9 protein-coding genes are annotated in these 18901 nt (G+C 61.3%); 5 read left to right on the forward strand and 4 right to left on the reverse strand.

What is annotated here, in order from left to right; translation table 11 throughout:
• Window positions 1-10 precede the first annotated feature (10 nt).
• Window positions 11-3403, forward strand: a complete 3393-nt coding sequence (locus M0H32_RS02090) for an efflux RND transporter permease subunit (RefSeq protein ID WP_248150094.1) — start codon at window positions 11-13, stop codon at window positions 3401-3403.
• On the opposite strand, the gene M0H32_RS02095 is transcribed toward M0H32_RS02090, so the two are convergent.
• On the reverse strand, window positions 3404-4045 hold the full coding sequence (locus M0H32_RS02095) for an alpha/beta family hydrolase (protein ID WP_248150096.1): 642 nt from the start codon (window positions 4043-4045) through the stop codon (window positions 3404-3406).
• Window positions 4046-4171: 126 nt separating this feature from the next.
• Between M0H32_RS02095 and M0H32_RS02100 the strand changes: the two genes are divergently transcribed.
• Complete coding sequence (locus M0H32_RS02100; protein ID WP_248150098.1) at window positions 4172-5020, forward strand: sterol desaturase family protein; 849 nt, start codon at window positions 4172-4174, stop codon at window positions 5018-5020.
• A gap of 210 nt (window positions 5021-5230) precedes the next feature.
• Here M0H32_RS02100 and M0H32_RS02105 read toward each other — a convergent pair whose 3' ends face one another.
• Together M0H32_RS02105 and M0H32_RS02110 are read right to left on the reverse strand one after the other, a co-directional pair.
• Complete coding sequence (locus M0H32_RS02105) at window positions 5231-6097, reverse strand: transporter substrate-binding domain-containing protein (RefSeq protein WP_248150100.1); 867 nt, start codon at window positions 6095-6097, stop codon at window positions 5231-5233.
• A gap of 318 nt (window positions 6098-6415) precedes the next feature.
• Entirely contained in the window at window positions 6416-6865 is a 450-nt protein-coding gene (locus M0H32_RS02110; protein ID WP_248150102.1) for an Lrp/AsnC family transcriptional regulator, read from the reverse strand.
• 145 nt (window positions 6866-7010) lie between these two features.
• Between M0H32_RS02110 and M0H32_RS02115 the strand changes: the two genes are divergently transcribed.
• Both M0H32_RS02115 and M0H32_RS02120 read left to right on the forward strand, forming a co-directional pair.
• Window positions 7011-7235, forward strand: coding sequence for a DUF1127 domain-containing protein (locus tag M0H32_RS02115; protein ID WP_248150104.1), 225 nt, complete (start codon window positions 7011-7013; stop codon window positions 7233-7235).
• A gap of 352 nt (window positions 7236-7587) precedes the next feature.
• Window positions 7588-8238: a response regulator gene (locus M0H32_RS02120; RefSeq protein ID WP_248150107.1), complete on the forward strand. Its 651-nt coding sequence runs from the start codon at window positions 7588-7590 to the stop codon at window positions 8236-8238.
• A 15-nt stretch (window positions 8239-8253) separates the two neighbouring features.
• Here M0H32_RS02120 and M0H32_RS02125 read toward each other — a convergent pair whose 3' ends face one another.
• Window positions 8254-10005 carry an ATP-binding response regulator gene (locus M0H32_RS02125; RefSeq protein WP_248150110.1) on the reverse strand — a complete coding sequence of 584 codons (1752 nt, stop codon included), beginning with the start codon at window positions 10003-10005 and terminating at the stop codon, window positions 8254-8256.
• Between the two features lie 585 nt (window positions 10006-10590).
• Here M0H32_RS02125 and M0H32_RS02130 point away from each other — a divergent pair.
• The gene (locus M0H32_RS02130; protein ID WP_248150111.1) at window positions 10591-18738 is read left to right on the forward strand and encodes an Ig-like domain-containing protein; all 8148 of its coding nucleotides are present in this window, start codon (window positions 10591-10593) and stop codon (window positions 18736-18738) included.
• The last annotated feature ends 163 nt before the right edge of the window (window positions 18739-18901 follow it).

Here is an 18901-nt window from a genome sequence, read left to right on the forward strand (position 1 = left end):
ACGTTCCGAAATGACCGCCAACCGGTCCCGCAGCTTTCTGGAGCTGATCGTCCGTCACGCAAATGCCGCCAACTTGATCATGGCGGCCATGGTGCTCTTCGGCGCTTATGGCTTTGCCAAGCTCAACACCCAGTTCTTTCCGACGATCAAGACCGACCGGATCTCCGTCTCGATCTCCTGGTCAGGCGCGAGCGCGGAGGATGTCGCCGCCAACATCCTGGAGGTGATCGAACCGGAGCTGCGCTTCACCGACGGCCTCGACGAGATCGTCTCCTATGCCCGCGAGGGCAGCGCCTCGGTGCAGATGGAATTCGTCGAAGGCACCAACATGCAGCAGGCCCTGTCCGACGTGGAACAGGCCGTTGCCGGCGTCACAACGTTGCCGTTGGATTCCGAAACACCGGTGGTGTCCGCCTCGACCTTCACCGACCGTGTTGCGACCCTGGCCCTGCGCGGGCCCTTTACTGAGCGGGCGCTCAAGATCTTCGCAAGGCAGATCCGCGACGATCTTCTGGCGCGCGGCATCGACAAGGTCGAACTTTATGGCTACCGCTCGCCGGAATACCTGGTCGAGATCCCCGAGCGCGAGCTGCGCCGTCTCGACCTCACCATCGCCGATGTCGCCAGCCAGATCGCGGGCAACACAGTCGACCTGCCCGCGGGCAATCTCGACGGAGCCGTCGAACGGCAGATCCGGGCCCTGTCGGAAGAGCGCTCTCCGGATGCCGTCGGACGGGTCGAGGTGAAATCCTATGCGTCGGGTGAAAAAACGCTGGTCAAGGATATCGGCAACGTCAGCCGCGACTTCGATTCAAGCGAGAACCAGGGGTTTTCCGGTGGTGACCGGGCCGTGGAACTGCAGATCCTGCGGACGGAAAACACCGACACCATCAAGGCCGCGAAGATCGTCGACGACTATCTGTCGGAAGCCATTCCCCAGCTGCCGCAATCCCTGGAGATCGTCAAATACGATGTCAGCGCGGACCTGGTCGAAGGCCGCATCTCGCTCCTGATCGAAAACGGCCTCACCGGCCTTGTGCTGGTTGTCGGCATCCTGTTCCTGTTCCTGAACGCCCGGATCGCCCTCTGGGTCGCTGCCGGCATCCCGGTGGCGATGATGGCGACGATCGGCATCATGTGGCTGATGGGCGAGAGCATCAACATGATCTCCCTGTTTGCGCTGATCATGATGCTCGGCGTGATCGTCGACGATGCCATCGTGGTCGGTGAACACACCGCGACGCGCCAGAGCCTGGGCGATACGCCGGACGATGCGGCGGTCAACGGGGCGACCACCATGCTGGCGCCGGTCTTTGCCGCCAGTCTGACGACCATTGCCGCCTTTCTGCCAATCCTGCTGGTCAGCGACGTGCTCGGCCAGATCATGGGCACGCTGCCGGTCGTGGTGGTGGCTGTGGTGATCGCGTCGCTGCTCGAGTGTTTCCTGGTGCTGCCGGGCCATCTTTCCCATGCGCTCGACAGCCGGCCGGGCTGGAGCTGGTGGCGGGTGGTGTTCGTGGCCGGCGTGCCAGCCATCTTCTTGAGCAGCCTTGTAGCCCAGCCGGACATGTCCGTGCCACCTTATCTCGACCTGATCGACGACCCGCTGCGGTCTCTGCGGGACAGTGCCGGCGCGGTTGTGTTCGAGATCGTGGTGGTCGTTGTCTGTTTCCTGCTCGCGTTGGCCCTGGAAACACTGCTGATGGCCCTGCGCCGGTCCAAACGGCGCCGCGGCGCCTATGAGCGGCCGAGCTGGTTCCGTCGCTCCTTCGATGCAGGTTTCAACTGGATGCGCGATTTCCCCTTCCGCGGATTTGTCAAAGCCGCCGTCACCTGGCGCTACGTGACGCTGGCGCTTGCGATTGCCTCCATGATCCTGGCGGTCGGGCTGGTGCGCGGCGGCCGTGTCGGCTTCACCTTCTTCCCCTCGCCGGAATCGGAAAACCTGACGGCGGCGATCTATTTCCATGCCGGCATTCCGGAGGATCAGGCGATTGAGGGCATCCTGCGGGTCGAAACGGCCTTGACCGAGACCGAGCGGAACCTCACCGAGGGCACGGATCAGAAACTGGTGCTGGCCACCTATGCCACGCTCGGCAAGGCCGGAAACAACCGGGGCGACAACGTCGCCAACATCAAGGTACAGCTCAGCCCCTCCGAGGCCCGCACGGTCCGCACACCGGAAATCGTCCGGGCCTGGCGCGAAGCTTTGCCGTCCATTCCCGGCACCGCCCGGATTGCCATTGCCGAACGCCGCGGCGGACCTCCGGGCCGCGACCTCGACATCCGCCTGACCGGTGCGCCGCTCAATGAGCTGAAGGCCGCCGCCCAGGAACTGCAGCAGGAGCTCTCCGGCTTCCCGGGTACCAGCGGCGTGGAGGACGATCTGCCCTATGGCAAGCCGGAGCTGGTGGTCGAATTGACCCCGCGCGGCCGCGCGCTTGGCTTCACGGTGGAAACCGCCGCCCGCCAGATCCGCAACGCCTTTGAGGGCAACATCGCCCGCCGTTTCGCCGAAGGCGACGAGGAAGTCACGGTTCGGGTGAAACAGGTGTTCGACCAGGACGGCACGGCGGCTTTGCGCCAGCTGTCGCTGAAAACGCCAGCCGGCGAATTCGTGCCGCTGTCCGAGGTGGTCCGGCTGACGGACGATCAGGGTTTCTCGGTGATCCTGCGCCGGGACGGCCGCACGGTTGTCACCGTGGTCGCCGATGTCGACAGCACCGTCACCTCAAACACCCAGATCATCGCCGAGCTGAACAAGGCTTTCCTGCCGGAGCTGGCCGAGCGCTACGGCCTCGATTATTCCTTCGCCGGCAGGGCCGAGGAACAGTCGACCGCCTTTTCCGATCTCATGATCGGCGGGATCCTGGCCGTCATCGGCATCTACATCATCCTGGCGGCGATCTTTGCCAGCTATTCCCGGCCGCTGGCGGTGATGTCGATCATTCCCTTCGGCATCGTCGGTGCGATTGTCGGCCATTACCTGATGGGCTTCAACCTGACCATTCTCAGCATGATCGGGCTGCTCGGCCTTGCGGGCATCCTGGTCAACGATTCCATCATTCTGGTGGCGCGGTTCGAGGAGCGCCTGGCGGCCGGCGAGGATCTCGATACCGCGGCGGTCGGTTCCAGCTGCGACCGCCTGCGCGCCGTGCTGCTGACATCGCTGACGACCATCGGCGGCTTGCTGCCCCTGATGTTCGAGACCAGCCTTCAGGCCCAGTTCCTGCTGCCGATGGCAATCACTATCGTGTTCGGTCTGGGAACCGCCACCGTGCTGGTGCTCGTGCTGGTGCCTGCCTTGATCAAGATCGGCGACGATCTCGGCGGCCTGGTCAGGATGCGCCACCGGCCGCACGCACCAACTGCGTCCGGGCGCGACCTGACACCGGCCGAGTGATCAGAGGGGCCTGGAAAAGGCGGCCGTTGCTGTGGCCGCCTGCCGGATATTGCCGTCGAGGGTTGCCGGCGACTTGCCGCGCGGGCCGAAATCGTGGTTGCCGTCTTCCAGATACGTGATCGCGACATGGCCGGGCAGGGTGATCGCGTCGAGCTCCGCCTGGGTACCGAACGGGTCGCGGTCGCCCTGCAGCACCAAAACCGGCCTTTTGGCTTCTTCCAGAGGCGCGAGGCGCCACTCGGCGTCCGCCTTGCCGGTCGGATGGAACGGATAGCCGAAACAGGCAACGCCTCTCACGCGGCCGGGCAGGGAACCGCCGCCGGCAAGCATCGCTGCGACCCGGCCACCCATCGACTTGCCCCCGACCAGCAACGGGCCGTCAACGTCTTTCATCAGCGCCTGCAAAGCCGTCTGGAACTCTCCGATCAGCTTGTCGGCCTTCGGTGGCGGCTTTTTCGGTCCGCCAGTGCGCCGGCCCGCCATATAGGCGAATTCGAACCGGGCGACCGCGATCCCTTCGGCCGCCAGCGCGGCCGCCAGCTTTTCCATGAAAGTGGAATCCATCGGCGCGCCGGCGCCGTGGGCCAGGAGAAGCGTGGCCGTCGGATCGGTGTCGGGGCGGGTCCAGAGAAAGTCGGTCATGGTGATGTGATCTGTCGCAGCGGCAAGAGGTGTATAGAAGGATAGGATCTGCCCTATAGAGCCGCGTTCCTCATGGCAAGCGGCTTCGTCCCTCTGGGACGATAAAGACCTGGACGACAAAACGGAATGTTTGACGAGATCGACATCAACACGCTGCGCATGGCCTGCTTCGGCGGCGTCTTTCTGGCGATGGCGCTCATGGAAGTCTGGCTGCCGCGCCGGGGCCTGAAAAGCAGTCGTCTGAAACGCTGGCCGACCAATTGGGGTTTCATCCTGCTTGACGCGCTGCTGGTGCGGCTGATCTTTCCGATCGGTGGCGTCGGTCTCGCGCTTCTGGCGCAGGACAAGGGTTGGGGCCTGTTCGGCCTTTTGGGCTGGTCGGGTATTGTGGTCGGACTGTTGGCCTTCCTGGTGCTCGATCTTGCCGTCTGGTTCCAGCATCTTGCCTCTCACAAGATCCCGCTTTTCTGGCGCGTCCACCGGGTCCACCACGCCGACAGCGAGGTCGACGCAACGACGGCGCTGCGCTTCCATCCGATCGAGATCCTGCTCTCCTTCGTCTGGAAGGGCGCGGTCATTGTTGCGCTCGGCGGACCCTGGGAAGCAGTGCTGCTCTTCGAGATCGTCCTCAACGGTTCAGCCGTTTTCAGCCACGCCAACCTGAAGATCCCGGAGCGCGCCGACCGCCTGTTGCGGTGGCTGGTGGTCACCCCGGACATGCACCGCATCCACCATTCGGTGCTCCGCCGCGAGACCGACAGCAACTACGGCTTTTACCTCTCCGTCTGGGATCGTCTCTTCGGCACCTACACCGAGGACCCGGAACAGGGCCACGAGACCATGGAAATCGGCCTCGGCCCGTCGCTCACCCCAAGGGCGCATTCCTTCCCCTTCAGCCTGGCGATCCCGTTTGTGACGACGCATGAGCAGAAGCGGGGGGAAAAGCATGGGGAGGCGCCGGCCCAGGAGCGCTGAAGCGTTCGTCAATTACAAACGCCTGGGTGTTTGCGCGGCGGTGCCACCAGCATCTCCCTCCCCCTTGTGGGGAGGGACCAAAGTGTCCCCCAATCTATGAGGACACCCGGCTTGTGTTGCCTGTTGCGTTGGGCGTGAATGGCAGCTCTGGGGAGTAGGCCCCGGATCTGCGCTGCACTGATCCAGGGTGACACCGGAAAGGGGCGCGCCTCAATAAAAACTCAGCGGAAAATAGCGCAGATAGAGTTCGCGGTAGATGCCCTTCTGGTGCAATTGGCGCAGGGCATAGGTGAGCGCGGCGGCGCGTTCCGGGTCGTCGGGGCGGGTGGCGATCGCCATGCCCTCGTCGAAATAGCCGGGCTCCAGCCATGGCCCGCCCGCAAAGGCGCAACAGCCGTCCGCCCCATCGCTCGGCAGCCAGAAGGACAAGCTGAGGCCATCGCCGAAATGGGCGTCCACCTGACCGGCCTTGACGGCCTCGCGCGCCTCCTGCGGGGTCTCATAGCCGGTGATCTCGGCTTCCGGCCAGAACCGCTCGGCAAAGGCCTGGTAGCGCGAATCTTCAACGACTGCGACCTTCAGACCTTTTAACGCCTGTTCGTCGAACTCCGCGGCCTTGTCCGCCGGGACCACAAAGCGCGCGGGCAGTTTCAGGTAGTCTTCGGTGAAGTTGAGCCCCTTGCCGGCGGCCTTCGCGCGGGACAGTCCGGCGATGATGGCGTCGCCCTCCTCCTCGTCAAGCGCGGGCAACAGGATGTCGAACAGCTTGATGCGCAGCGCGCAGGAACTGCCGAGTTCCTGGCAGAGCGCACGGGCCAGATCCACATTGAACCCGGTCAGTCGGCCCTGCGGATCGCGAAAGACGAAGGGCGGGTAGTTGTCGATCGCCAGGAACTGGATCTTGTCCGGAATGGTGGTCGGCCGGTCATGCACCGCCTTCGGATCCCAGAAATTGGGCACGCGGATCTCCGGATCCTGTGCGGAGGCAGGCAGCGCGCAGAGCGTGGCCACGCCAAACGCCAGGAGCCCGGCGGTCAGCCGGCGGAGAGGTTCGAAGAGAGGCAGTGAAAGTGGCACGCGGCCGTCCCGTTCCGTATCAAGTCATGGCCGGCGGAATAAGCCGGGAATCATGAGGAGCAGAGTATCGTGAACCAGACGCCTTTGTCAGCCTGCTCTTTGGCACAGGGCAAGAGACCGCGCCACTAACACGGATGTCTCCCCGGACAAGCGCAGCGTAGATCCGGGGCCTACTCGCTGCTCGGCTTGCTGAAGCAACAGCGTTATTGCCGGAAGTGCAACAGTGTTCGTCAGCGCTCTGGAAACGAGTGGGCCCCGGGTCTCGCTCCGCTCGCCCGGGGTGACACGCAGAGACGGTTAACCCATTGGTGTGAGTGACTACACTTCGATCTCCGGATCATACGACCTGAGCACAACTATCGTATCGAAACCCTTGATCTCCTCGGCGTAGAAATGCCGCTCGGTGAAGGCCGCATAGGCTTCCATGGAGGCGCATTCGATGGTCAGGACCAGGTCTGCCTTGCCGGTGACGTGGTAGAGCTTCTTGACCTCCGGCAGTCTCAAAAGCTTTTCGCGGGCCCTGGCGTTCCGCTCCGGCTGGCCGCGCACCATTTCCAGCATGGCAAGCAACGTCACCGTGGTGCCTGTCACCTCCGGGGCCAGGACGGCGATTTCCTTCCGGATGGCGCCGATCTCCCGGAGCCGCTGCACCCGGCGCAGGCACGCTGCCGGCGACAGGCCGACTTTTTCCGACAGCTCCTTGCCGGTCTGGCGCGCATCCAGGCTGAGAAGCCGCAGCAGCTGATGATCGAAGTCGTCGAGATCCATGTGTGCTTTCTCCAGCTGATTGATAAGAGAAATTATCGAATAATAGAAAATATTGCGACCAAATAACTTCATGGAGCGAAAGTCGCGCGCAATTCGCAATGCTGGTGCGTAGGCTTGTTTCATCGATCCTCGAAGGAGCAAGACCATGAGCGACCAGATCCTGCCCACCTACCTTTCTGGGCCAAAACAAGTGGCTCAATTCAATCTCTTGCGAGTGGCGTGGAGAGCTTGGCGAGGTGTGTTCGCCCGGCTGCGCCGCCACCGCGACCGCGCGCATCTGGCCGAACTGCCGGATTATCTACTGGAGGATGTCGGCCTGACGCGGACGGACCTACCCGTCGTGTTGCCGGTGAAAGAGGAGTGGCGATGAACGGGGCAAATGGTCTGGGCGCTGTCGAAGCGGTTTGATCCGTAAAACAATTGCCGCCAATTTGAGCTCAACACCTTATTTGGTCTCCTGACAGTGCTCAGCTTGTTTTGATGGTTATGTTGCTTCGGCGTAAACCACCGGATGGCGACTGGTCATCGCTTCGATCTCTGCTCCCTTTTTTAAGGATCGCGATTGGATGACTGCCCCATTGCGTTAATCCTTGTGCCGAACCACTGGTACGAAGGCGGTGGTTGTCCTGTCCGCCTTGAGTGTGCTTAATGCATGCGCCGTTTGTGAAACTGACGGATGTCGATAGGCGGGATCAACCGGCAGTGCGTTGGGGGCGCATTGAATGAACAAGAAGGTATTATTGGTCGACGACCATCAGATGGTGCTGGATGGTCTGGCCAATCTGATCGTGTCGGAAATGCCGGACATTGACATCAAGACATCGGCCGACCCGATCGAGTTTCTGGAAACGCTGACACCGAACTCGGATATTGCGCTCGTCGTGACCGACCTGTTCATGCTGAAGATGAATGGGCTCGCTTTTGCATCCGCAATTCGCGACCGAGCTTCGGACCTGCCCGTTCTGCTGCTGTCGGGCGTGGAAGAAGACCTGACGGAAGAGGCAATTCTGTCTTCCGGCGCGAGCGGGTTTGTCTCCAAGAAAGTCGGGCACAAAGCCTTGTTCGAGGGGATGAGGGCGGCCATGGACGGCAAGACCTACATCAACGGCAAGGTGTCCGAGCGGCCTTCGGCGTCCGCGGTCCGCAGCCTTGAAAGAGCAAACGGCGAAAGCTTCCGGTACCCCAAACTCAGCGAGCGGCAGGTTGAGGTTCTGAAACTGATTGCGGCCGGAGAATCGAACAGGGATATTTCGGATCAGTTGATGATCAGCGAGAACACCGTGAAGAGCCACATCAAGATCCTGTTCTCGGAGCTCGGGGTCAACAAGCGGGCTGCCTGCGTGCGTCAGGCAAGGGTCTTCGGACTGATCTGAAGTCCTGTCTGCCGGTCAGGGACAATTTCTGCGATGCAGGGTCTTCTCCAGAACCTGGCGCAGACGCGCGGGCTCGACCGGCTTCTTGAGGAAGACCACGCCGACGGGCAGGGTAAGGTTTTCCTCGCCGCCAAGATCGCCGCTCATCAGCAATGCCGGTGTTTCCTCGTTCACCTCGTCGCGCAGTGCAAGGATCAGGTCGACGCCGCTTTCACCCTCGCCAAGTCTCTTGTCGACAATGAAGAGGCACGGATCGGTGGCGGTTTCGCTCAGAAGGCGTATTGCTTCCCTGGTACCGGTGGCCGAAATGACCTGGCATCCCCACAGCGTCAACAACCCGCCCATGCCGCTCAGGACGGCCGCCTGATCATCGACCAGAACGACCAGCGGTGCGCCTTCGAATTTTTCACTGCCCGCAGACGAAGCCGGAGAGGCGGTGTTGGTGGCCGGTGCCGCCTTCAACGCCAAACGGAAGGTACTGCCTTTTCCGGGTTCGGACACAAGCGAGACACCGACATCGAGCAACTGGGCCAGGCGGCGGACGATGGAAAGGCCCAGTCCGAAGCCGGAGGCTGTCTCCGTGCCTCGGCCCTGAAGCTGCACATATTCGTCAAAGATGGCGTCCTGCTTGTCCACCGGAATGCCCGGACCGTTATCGGCCACCTCAATTGTTGCGATGCCGCCGGCGTGACGGACAATCAGGGAGACGGCCCCTCCGGCCGGCGTGTACTTGATTGCGTTTGAAAGAAGATTGCGGACGATCCGGGTCAGGAGGACCGGGTCGGTGATGGCCTGGACATTGTCGATATCCGTGGTCAGGGAAATCGACTTCGTGGTGGTCAGGGCGTCGAATTCGGCCGCCAGTGCCTCGAAGTCCGGCTTCAGGACAAACACCTTCAGATCCGGGATGACGGAGCCGCTGTCCAGGCGGTTGATCTCGACCAGGCCCCTGAGCAGCTCGACCTGTCCGCGCCAGCTGTTTTCAATGCGCTCCAGAAGATCCAGGGCGTCCGGATCGGTGAGCTTGTCCCGCAACAGATGCAGGAAATAACCCTGCGCATGAAGCGGCTGCGACAGGTCGTGGCTCGTGGCGGCGAGAAACCGTGTCTTTTCCTCGTGGATCTTCTGGATCGTGTCCTTCTGGCTGACCACCTCCGCCATCAGCGCCTTGGTGGTCTCCGCGCTAGAGGCTTCGCGGCTGTTGGATTCGGAACGCGCGCTGGTGATCATGCCGAAAGCGAAATAGACGAAGGATCCGATGCCGACCGCGCGGTAGGGCCAGTCCGCCGTCGCCAGGACATATGTTCCGAATGGCAGAAGGCAGCAGATTGCCAGCGCCACGAAGGCCGGCCTGTAGACCGCGCCCGGAAGCATGCCGCCGAGCGTGATGCTGAAGACGATCAGGGTGCCGATGAAGACCCTGAAATCGGATGCGGGATCGAACAGGTAGATCGCGTTGGCGCTCCAGGTCAGGCCCGTAAGGCAGGTGACCGCGATGTGCCCTTTGAGGAAGGTGCGGACATTTTCCGCACGGATCCCCGATTTGGCGGCCTGCGTATTGTAGACATAGGTCACCAGGACCAGAAGGCTCGCGGTGCCGAACCAGATGGCAGCTTCAGATTTCAGGTTCTGGAAGAACAGCATCACAGCACTGTTCGCGATGATGATCTCGACGAACAGGCAGGATGTGATCACGCCCGCCTTCAGCTGCTGGGCCTGGGCAATCAGGAACGACAGCTGGTCAGGTGTATCAGACCGCTTCAGCATGCGTTTCCGTTGGCCTTATATGGATTGTCAATCTGCCCCCACCCTGGTGTGGTGAATTTGAAATACGGCTTATCATTGCAGCACCCGCCGTGGCGTATTTCAAATTCGAAAACCACACTAGAAGCATACATTTACTAGTCACCCGAAACTGAAGTTCGTTCAGAGCCTGCCGGACAATGAGACGAACTTCAGTTTCGGGTGACTAGCCTGAATTCAATATTCTGAAAAACCGCCGGGCGAAAGACACGTTATACGGGAACGATTAGAAGTTAAATCTATCTTTGATTGAATTTACCAAGAATCCAGTGAGATAATTTTAGGTGAATTTGGGTGGTTCAAGCCACCCGAATGGGTGATTGCGGCATTATACTTTTGAGAATACGAATAAATTTAAGGAAAAATTTTATTTCTCCACTGGAGGCGATTTTTCCGACGGGGGAAGATTGGTCCGATTGAGGCGATTGGGCCGGAAAACCTTTGCAATACGAATGATTTTGGTCTGGTGCTTCCTGCGCCGGAACGGGAGCTTTTGTGCTGTGAAACATCCTGTCGGACGTCGTCATCCCGGTCTCAAGGGAGCGCAGCATGTCTGACAGCAACAACATTCTGACCAACGGCGATTTCGAAGCAACAGGCGCCGACGACGCGACTGGCGCGGTCGATCACGGCACCTGGTTCACCGCCGAAGCCATCGAAGGCTGGCAAGCGACGGAAGGCCTGATTGAAATTCAGGACGCCTCGAGTGGAGGCCGCGGCACCCCGGTGGATGAGACAGGCATTCTGGCTTCCGGGTCCGTTCTGGAGCTTGACAGTTACGATTACCAGTCCAGGTGCTGGCGTGCGGACGGCCGCGAGGCGGACAGCACGGTTTCCCAGAGTTTCACCCTTGAGGAGGCAAGCAGCTTCGCCCTCGGTTTCAGCTACGCCGCCAATTGCAGCACGCGGACCAGCGATTTCTCCGTCACCATCACCGACGAAGACGGAAACGTTGTTTTCTTCCAGGAGTTTTCCGCCAGGGAAGGCAATCTCGAAGTGGCGTGGCAGCGCTTCGAGGCCAATCTGGACCTCGATGCTGGAACCTATTCGCTGTCCTTCTCGTCAGCCCAATACGAAGACCGGGATACTGTCGGAGCCCTGATCGACAATGTCAGTCTGGTGGACACGGCACCGCAGGCGGAAAACGACTCCTATACGCTCGATCTCGGCGAAACCGAAGTCCTGGACGTCACTGCCGTCATGGGCACTGAGACGGAAAGCGTCACCGTCCTCGATGAGGATTTTTCCGGCACCCGGCATCTGAAACGTCTCGACACGGTTGCCTCCAGCGATCTGGCCGCCGTTGACGGCAAGGCGTTCTCCAACGCCTGCGCGGACGGTGTTCTGCTGTTCGAACCGGTCGACATGACCGGCCTTGAAGCCGGTACGTTGTCTTTCGTCATCGATTCCGATCCGACCTGCTGGGCCAGCTTCGAAGCGTCCGGCAGCCGCTTCGGTGACTATGTACGTGTCGAGATCAGTATCGATGGCGGCGAGTTCATTCTGCTCGACCTGTTTTCGGTTCCCGAATCCGAAGAGGGACTTGCAGGGCGGCTGCAGACATTTGTCGGCAGCCTGACGGGCCAGACCTTCAGCTCGGACGGTGCCACGCTCTCCTACGCCCTTCCCGAGGGCGCCGGGTCTGTCCAGCTTCGTTTCGTCACCGACTTCTCGCAATTCGGCGAGATCGTGACCTTCGACGATGTTCTGATCCAGGGCGAACAGACGGTCGAAACAGGCTACGAGAGCGGATTGCTGGCGAACGACACGGACGGCAACGGCGAGGCGCTGGAAATCGTCTCCGCCGAGGGTGTCGACCTCTTCGGTTCTATCGAGCAGGATGTGACCGTTTTCGAGGAAAATTTCGACGACGCCAAACGCAACCTTGAAAAGCTTGAGACGGTTGAAGACAGCGACCTGCACGGCGTCGACGGGGCAGCCCGGACCACCAACCGCTCCGGTGGCGAGCTTGAATTCGCCGAGGTTGACATTACCGGTCTCGACAACGAGATCTTCTCGTTTTCCCTGAATGCGGATCTTCTCGGATGTCAGCGGTTCGAATCCTATGGCTGGGCACGGGACTTCGTCGAGGTTCAGGTCCGCTTTGACGACGGTTCCTACCGGACCATCGATGTGTTCGACGTCGAGTGGCGGGGCGGTCAGCAGGTCTTTGTCGGCCGGGAGAGCGGACAGGAAGTTGCCGTGTCGGACGGGTTTGTTGCCCTGTCCTACGATCTGGCCGCACTGGCGGGGGACGCGGAGACGGCTCAGATCCGTCTGATCGCGGAGGCCTCTTCTCATGGCGAGATCTTCGAGGTCGACGACGTGTCGCTGGCCGGAACCTTCACACAGCGGACGGGCGATGGCATCGCGACGATCACGCTGGACAGCGGCGCCATCGTGACGATCAAGTCCGACGGCAGCTTCAGCTACAACGCCAACGGCCAGTTCGCCTATCTGGCAGAAGGCGAAGAGACCACCGACACGTTCAGCTACACGGTTCAGGACGCCAGCGGCAACACGGACACGGCAACCGTCACCATCAATCTCGTCGGCACGAATGAAGATCCGGTGATCGGTCTGGCGGATGTCAGCGGCGCCGTGACGGAAATCGCCGACGGTGCTGCGGGTGAAAACACGGCGCAGCTTTCCGACAGCGGCACCATCGCCTTTTCGGATGTCGACCTGATCGACACCCACTCGGTCACCGTGACACCGGTCTCGGCCACCGACAGCCTGCTCGGCTCTGTGGCGGCACGCGGAACGCTGTCCGCCGTCGTCTCGGATGCGGCAACTGGAGATGGTGCAGGCGAGATCACCTGGACCTTCGAGGTCGCAGACAGTGCGGTTGACGACCTGGCCGAGGGCGAGGTGATCACACAGGTCTATACGGTTACGGTCGATGACGGCCAGGGCGGCTCCGCTTCGAAGACGGTCACGATATCGCTGACCGGCACCAATGACAGCCCGGTCATCACCACAGCCACCGGCGCGAATGAAGGCGCTGTCACCGAAGCCGGGGACACGGGCGTTCCGGGAACCCCGGTGGCCACGGGCACGCTGACCTCGTCCGACGTCGACACGGGCGCGACGGCCACCTGGTCTGGCGATGCCGCCGGCACTTACGGCTCGTTCAGCATCGATCCGGCGACCGGTGTTTGGACCTACACGCTGGACAATGCGGACGGCGATACTGACGCGCTGGCTGCGGGCGAGACCGTCACAGAAACTTTCACCGCGACCGTTATCGACGACTTAGGGGCGACTGCGACCCAGGTTGTCACCGTCACCATCACCGGCACGAACGACAGCCCGGTCATCACCACAGCCACCGGCGCGAATGAAGGCGCTGTTGTCGAAGCGGGGGACACGGGCGTTCCGGGAACCCCGGTTGCCACGGGCACGCTAACCTCGTCCGACGTCGACACGGGCGCGACCGCAACCTGGTCCGGCGATGCCGCCGGCACTTACGGCTCGTTCAGCATCGATCCGGCGACCGGTGTTTGGGCCTACACGCTGGACAATGCCGACGGTGACACCGACGCGCTGGTCGTGGGCGAAACCGTCACGGAGACGTTCACAGCGACCGTTACCGACGACTTCGGGGCGACTGCGACCCAGGTTGTCACCGTCACCGTTACTGGTACGAACGATGCCCCGGTCATTGATGCGGCAGCTTCCGATCTTAGCGGGACGGTTGTCGAGGACAGCGCTGAAACTCTTTCCGACACCGGAACCATATCCTTCTCGGATGTTGATACAACGGACCTCCAGTCCGCGTCACGCGCGCTTGTATCCGTCACAGGTGACCTGGGACCGATCACGGCCGCACAGGCCCTGACCTTCCTGAGCCTGTCCGGTTTGTCGACAAGCGCGTTTGCGCAGGACAGTTCCGTAGACTGGACCTTCTCGGCCGACAATGCCCTGTTCGATCATCTCGGCTGCGATGAAGAGCTGGTTTTCACTTACGAAATTGCCGTTTCCGATGCCGAGGGCGCGGACACCGTTCAGGTCAGCGTGACCGTGACCGGCACCAACGACCTGCCGCGCGTCAGCGGCAATGTGGATGGCGGGACCACGCACGAGGATGCATCTCCCGTCACCGTCGATCTTCTAGCAAATGCCAGCGACGCGGAAGGGGACGATCTGGGCGTAGCCAATGTCGCGGTGACGTCCTCGGACGGCCGCACCGTTGTCGTCCAGTCGGTCGACGTATCCACGGGCGAGATCAGCATCGATCCGTCACAGTTCAACGATCTGGCCGCTGGTGAACAGGCCACGCTGACGATTGCCTACGATGTGATCGAGGAAGACCGCGCCTATGACGACACGGCTGCCGGCGAGGCCCTCGACAATGCCGGCACGTTCTTCATCGCGGACAACGACACCGGGTCTATCATTCGGGTCAAGCGGTCTTCCGCAATTGTCACGCACCAGCAGGCCATCAATGCCGCAGGCGTGACAGATGGCAGTGTCGTCTTGGTTGACGACAATTCGCGGGGTCTTGGTGTCTCCGCGGGAACCGTTGTCGACGGTGTATTTGCCATCGGTGATGCCTCGGCCATTCAATCGATGACCAATTTCACCGGCACGGTCGGGCTGGATCCCAACAACGTGCCCCCTACCTACGCGTTCTACGAGGGCACACTGGCGGATTCGACGCTGACGATCGCGATCCCGCGCGACGGCGGCGATTGCGGCGATGCCACCCACACCTTCGTCTTCACCGGATTTGATCAGGCGGCGCCGGGAATTCAGCCCGCATTCGACGCGCTTGCTGTCAATGTCTCTCCTGAACCGGTGCCGGCCACCGCAACCCTCGTGATCGAGGGCCGCAACGACGGACCGGTCGCGGTCAATGATGACAACGCCGACGACGTCCTCGTCGAACAGGGTTTTGGGGTTGCCGGCGACGACACGGCCTCCGGCAATGTCATCGCCAATGACAGCGATGAAGATCTGTCGGATGTGCTTTCGGTGACGAGGGTGAATTCCGGCACGGGAGAGCCCGGCTCGGATATGGCTGTCGACGCGACGACGGTCCAGATCGTCCTCGGGCGCTACGGTTCTCTGGCCATTCAGGCGGACGGAAGCTGGGACTACACGCTGGACAATCTGGATCCGGACACCGAAGCGTTGGCAGACGGTGAAACCGCATTCGAAGTCTTCACCTACACGGTCTCCGACGGTAACGGAGGCGAGGATACGGCGACTCTGACGCTGGAAATCAGTGGGTCTGGAGACAATGTTGCCCCTGTTGCCAATGACGACAGCTTTACGGTCGCCGAAGACACGCCCGCGACCCTGGATCTCCTCGGCAACGACACCGACGGCAACAACGTCCCTGTCGTGACGCAAACGCTGTCCGTGGTTTCCATCAACGGTCAGGCGGCAACGGCCGGCGCAACGATCGCGACCGACCACGGCACGATCACAATCGGCGCCGGTGGCGCCATGACCTACGTGCCGGACCTCAACTACAACGGTGCCGACAGCTTTACCTATATTGCCAGCGACGGGCTGGAGGACAGCGGTGAGGCGACCGTCACGCTGGATGTCGCCGCGGTCAATGACACACCGATTGCGGTCGATGACACCTTCGCGGGCGATGAAGACACGGCAATCACCGGCAATGTCCTTGCAAATGACAGCGACGTTGACGGCGACAGCCTGACCGTTACCACGGGGACCTTTGCGACGTCCGACGGCGGCAGTGTCACGATTGCCGAAAATGGCGATTTCACCTACACGCCGGCACCGGATTTCTCCGGTGCGGCCACCTTCGACTACACCGTCTCCGACGGCAATGGCGGCACCGCGTCGGGTTCGGTCACGCTCAACGTCGATGCGGTCGCCGACGCGCCCGTGATCGAAGTGCCTGGCGGCACCGGTGAATTGCAGGCAGAGCAGCGCGCCAATACCTATACGCTAAGCACCCAGTATTTTTCGGAAGTCACCACGCTCGCCGATGGCGGTCATGTCGTGACCTGGGCGTCGTCCGGTCAGGATGGATCCGGGACGGGTATTTATGCCCAACGATATGCAGCCGACGGATCGGCTGCCGGATCGGAATTCCGCGTCAACACCACCACGACTTCCACACAGCAATACGCGAGTACGACCGATCTTGGCGATGGCGGGTTTGTCGTTGTCTGGTCATCCGGCGAGCAGGACGGCAGCAGCTATGGCGTCTTCGGTCAACGTTTTGACGCTGACGGGAATCCTGCCGGTTCCGAGTTCCAAATCAACACCTACACCAACAGCACGCAGTATCTGCCGAACGTCGCAACGCTCGCCGATGGCGGGTTCGTCGTCAACTGGAACTCCTCCGGCCAGGATGGGTCCAGCTACGGAATTTTCGCACAGCGATACGATGTCTACGGCGACCCGGTCGGTACCGAGTTCAAGGTCAACACAGTTACATCTGGCTACCAGTTTAACGATGGCCATATCAACAAGAACATTGCCGGTCTCGCGGATGGCGGCTTTGTCATTTCTTGGCAGGATAACAATAGCCGAGACGGGTCCGGCTATGCGGTCTTCGCCCAGCAATACGATGCGGACGGAAACACCGTAGGGGCTGAGTTTCAGGTCAACACCTACACGACAAACAATCAACTCTATGCCAATGTCGCGGCGCTCACCGACGGCGGATACGTCATCACCTGGTCGTCTAATGGTCAGGATGGAAGTGCCTATGGTGTCTTCGGACAGCGTTACGATGCTTCGGGAAATGCCGTCGGCTCAGAGTTCCAGGTCAACACGACCACGGGCAGCACCCAGTATTTTGGCGGCGTTACGGGTCTCGCAAGTGGCGGCTTTGTGGTGATCTGGGACAGTCGTGTGGCCGATGGCTCCGGTTACGGCGTCGTGGCGCAGGAATTCGACGCTGCCGGCAACAAGGTCGGCGGGGAAGTTCTGATCAATACCACGACGGCTAATGACCAGCGATATTCCAGCATCGACGCCCGGCCGGATGGCGGATATGTCGTGACATGGTCGGACAATAGCGCCGACGGTTCGGGCTGGGGTGTCTTTGTCCGCGCGGCGGCCGGCAGCGGCGCCTCGGGCGATGAGGACACGGATATCGCCCTCGATGTTTCAGCAGCACTCACGGACACCGACGGGTCGGAAACCCTGTCGGATATCACGATCTCCGGTGTGCCGGACGGCGCCGTGCTTTCGGCCGGAACCGATAACAACGATGGCACCTGGACAGTGACCCAGGCCCAGTTGAGCGGCCTGACACTTCGGGCCGCGGAGAACTGGAACGGGTCGTTTGACCTGACAGTCTCGGTAACGTCGACGGAGACATCAAACGGCGACACGGCGACAAGCACCCAAACATTCACGGTGACGGTCAATCCGGTCAACGATGGCCCGGTTGCCAATGACGACGGCGGCATTGCAGCTCAGGAGGACGTGCCGCTGACGATCGCGGCAGAAGACCTTCTGGCGAATGACACCGACGCGGACATCGCGACAAACGGCCAGAGCCTGTCGATTTCCTCCGTCTCCAACGCCGTCAACGGCAGTGTAAGCCTCGATGTCAATGGCGATGTCGTCTTCACGCCCGACGCGAACTTTTTCGGAGAAACCTCGTTCGACTACACGGTGTCGGACGGAAACGGGGGGAGCTCCACGGCAACCGCCACGATCGATGTGGCACCGGTCAACGATGCACCGGTGATCGATCTGGCCGCTTCCGATCTGACGGAAGAGGTCACGGCCGGGTTCAGGCTTTCGGGCAGTTTCGACGCCACTGACTTCCTCGCCGCGTTCGATACCTCAAGGGGCACGGCCTCGGTCGTCACCGTCAATGGCCTGGAGGCGCTCCGGGTTCAGGTGAATTCGGAAAGCCAGCGCAATCCGCACACGTTCCTGGAAATCGTCGAAGCCGGGGTCCTTCAGTCGGACGACAAGATCAGCCTGACCGTCGAAGGTCAGGTCACCCGCACGGGTGGCGATCAGGATATCTTCTTCGGTCTGACCGATGGTAGGGGCCAGGTCTCCTATTTCAGTGTCAATGGCGCTTCGGGACGGCTTTATGCCGGCGACCTGGAGACAGATGCTCAACCCGGGGATTCCGTCCAGAATGGCGCGATCACGTCCAACGCTGTCAATCTCAGCGGGGGACAGAACAACAGTTTCCGGCTCGAGATCGTTCTGGATGGAGAAAACGACACGATCTCGATCTTCAGAAGCAACGGTGCTCTCGTTGGCACCTTCGACGGGTACAGCGCTGCCGGGGACCCTGCCGATCAGACCAACGCCCTCGACCCGTCTCTCGGCCTGAAACTGTTCCTGGCCAGCGACAACACGACTGAAACCAACTACTTCGTCGGCCTTGATTACGAGATGGAGATCATCCGTTCGGGCACGGTCGCATTTGACGATATCGATGTCACCGACACCCATAGCGCGGCCGTGGCATCTGTGACGGTTACAGGCGACAACGGCCTGCTGAACCCGTCGGATGCCTTCGACTTCCTCGATCTGGAAGCCGTCGATCAGAGTGCCGATACGGTGGACTGGAACTTCGATATGTCCGATCCGGCCCTTGCGAATGTTCTGGAGGGGCTCGGCGCCGGCGAAAGCCTGATCTTCGACTACCAGATCCAGATCACGGATGCGGCCGGGGCAACGGACACCGAGAGCCTGAGGATCACGCTCAATGGAGACGACTTCTTCGCCTGATAGGCCAGAAGCCTCGCCAATTCCCCAGGGAGACACCGCCACTTGGCCTTGTCTCCCCCGGGGTAGGTGTACAAATCGGAGACATGGTTGACACTTTGGCATGTGTTTCGCCGCGGGAGGTGTTCATGCCATGGCAGGAGACGTCGACCATGGAAGAACGAGA

The organism is Roseibium sediminicola (genome assembly GCF_023156505.1).
In the GTDB taxonomy this organism is placed as follows: domain Bacteria; phylum Pseudomonadota; class Alphaproteobacteria; order Rhizobiales; family Stappiaceae; genus Roseibium; species Roseibium sediminicola.

Coding starts and splice junctions, on each gene's coding strand:
- M0H32_RS02095 (WP_248150096.1), bottom strand. CDS start 4,045: ATGACCGACTTTCTCTGGACCCGCCCCGACACCGATCCGACGGCCACG.
- M0H32_RS02120 (WP_248150107.1), top strand. CDS start 7,588: ATGAACAAGAAGGTATTATTGGTCGACGACCATCAGATGGTGCTGGAT.
- M0H32_RS02130 (WP_248150111.1), top strand. CDS start 10,591: ATGTCTGACAGCAACAACATTCTGACCAACGGCGATTTCGAAGCAACA.
- M0H32_RS02110 (WP_248150102.1), bottom strand. CDS start 6,865: ATGGATCTCGACGACTTCGATCATCAGCTGCTGCGGCTTCTCAGCCTG.
- M0H32_RS02115 (WP_248150104.1), top strand. CDS start 7,011: ATGAGCGACCAGATCCTGCCCACCTACCTTTCTGGGCCAAAACAAGTG.
- M0H32_RS02090 (WP_248150094.1), top strand. CDS start 11: ATGACCGCCAACCGGTCCCGCAGCTTTCTGGAGCTGATCGTCCGTCAC.
- M0H32_RS02125 (WP_248150110.1), bottom strand. CDS start 10,005: ATGCTGAAGCGGTCTGATACACCTGACCAGCTGTCGTTCCTGATTGCC.
- M0H32_RS02100 (WP_248150098.1), top strand. CDS start 4,172: ATGTTTGACGAGATCGACATCAACACGCTGCGCATGGCCTGCTTCGGC.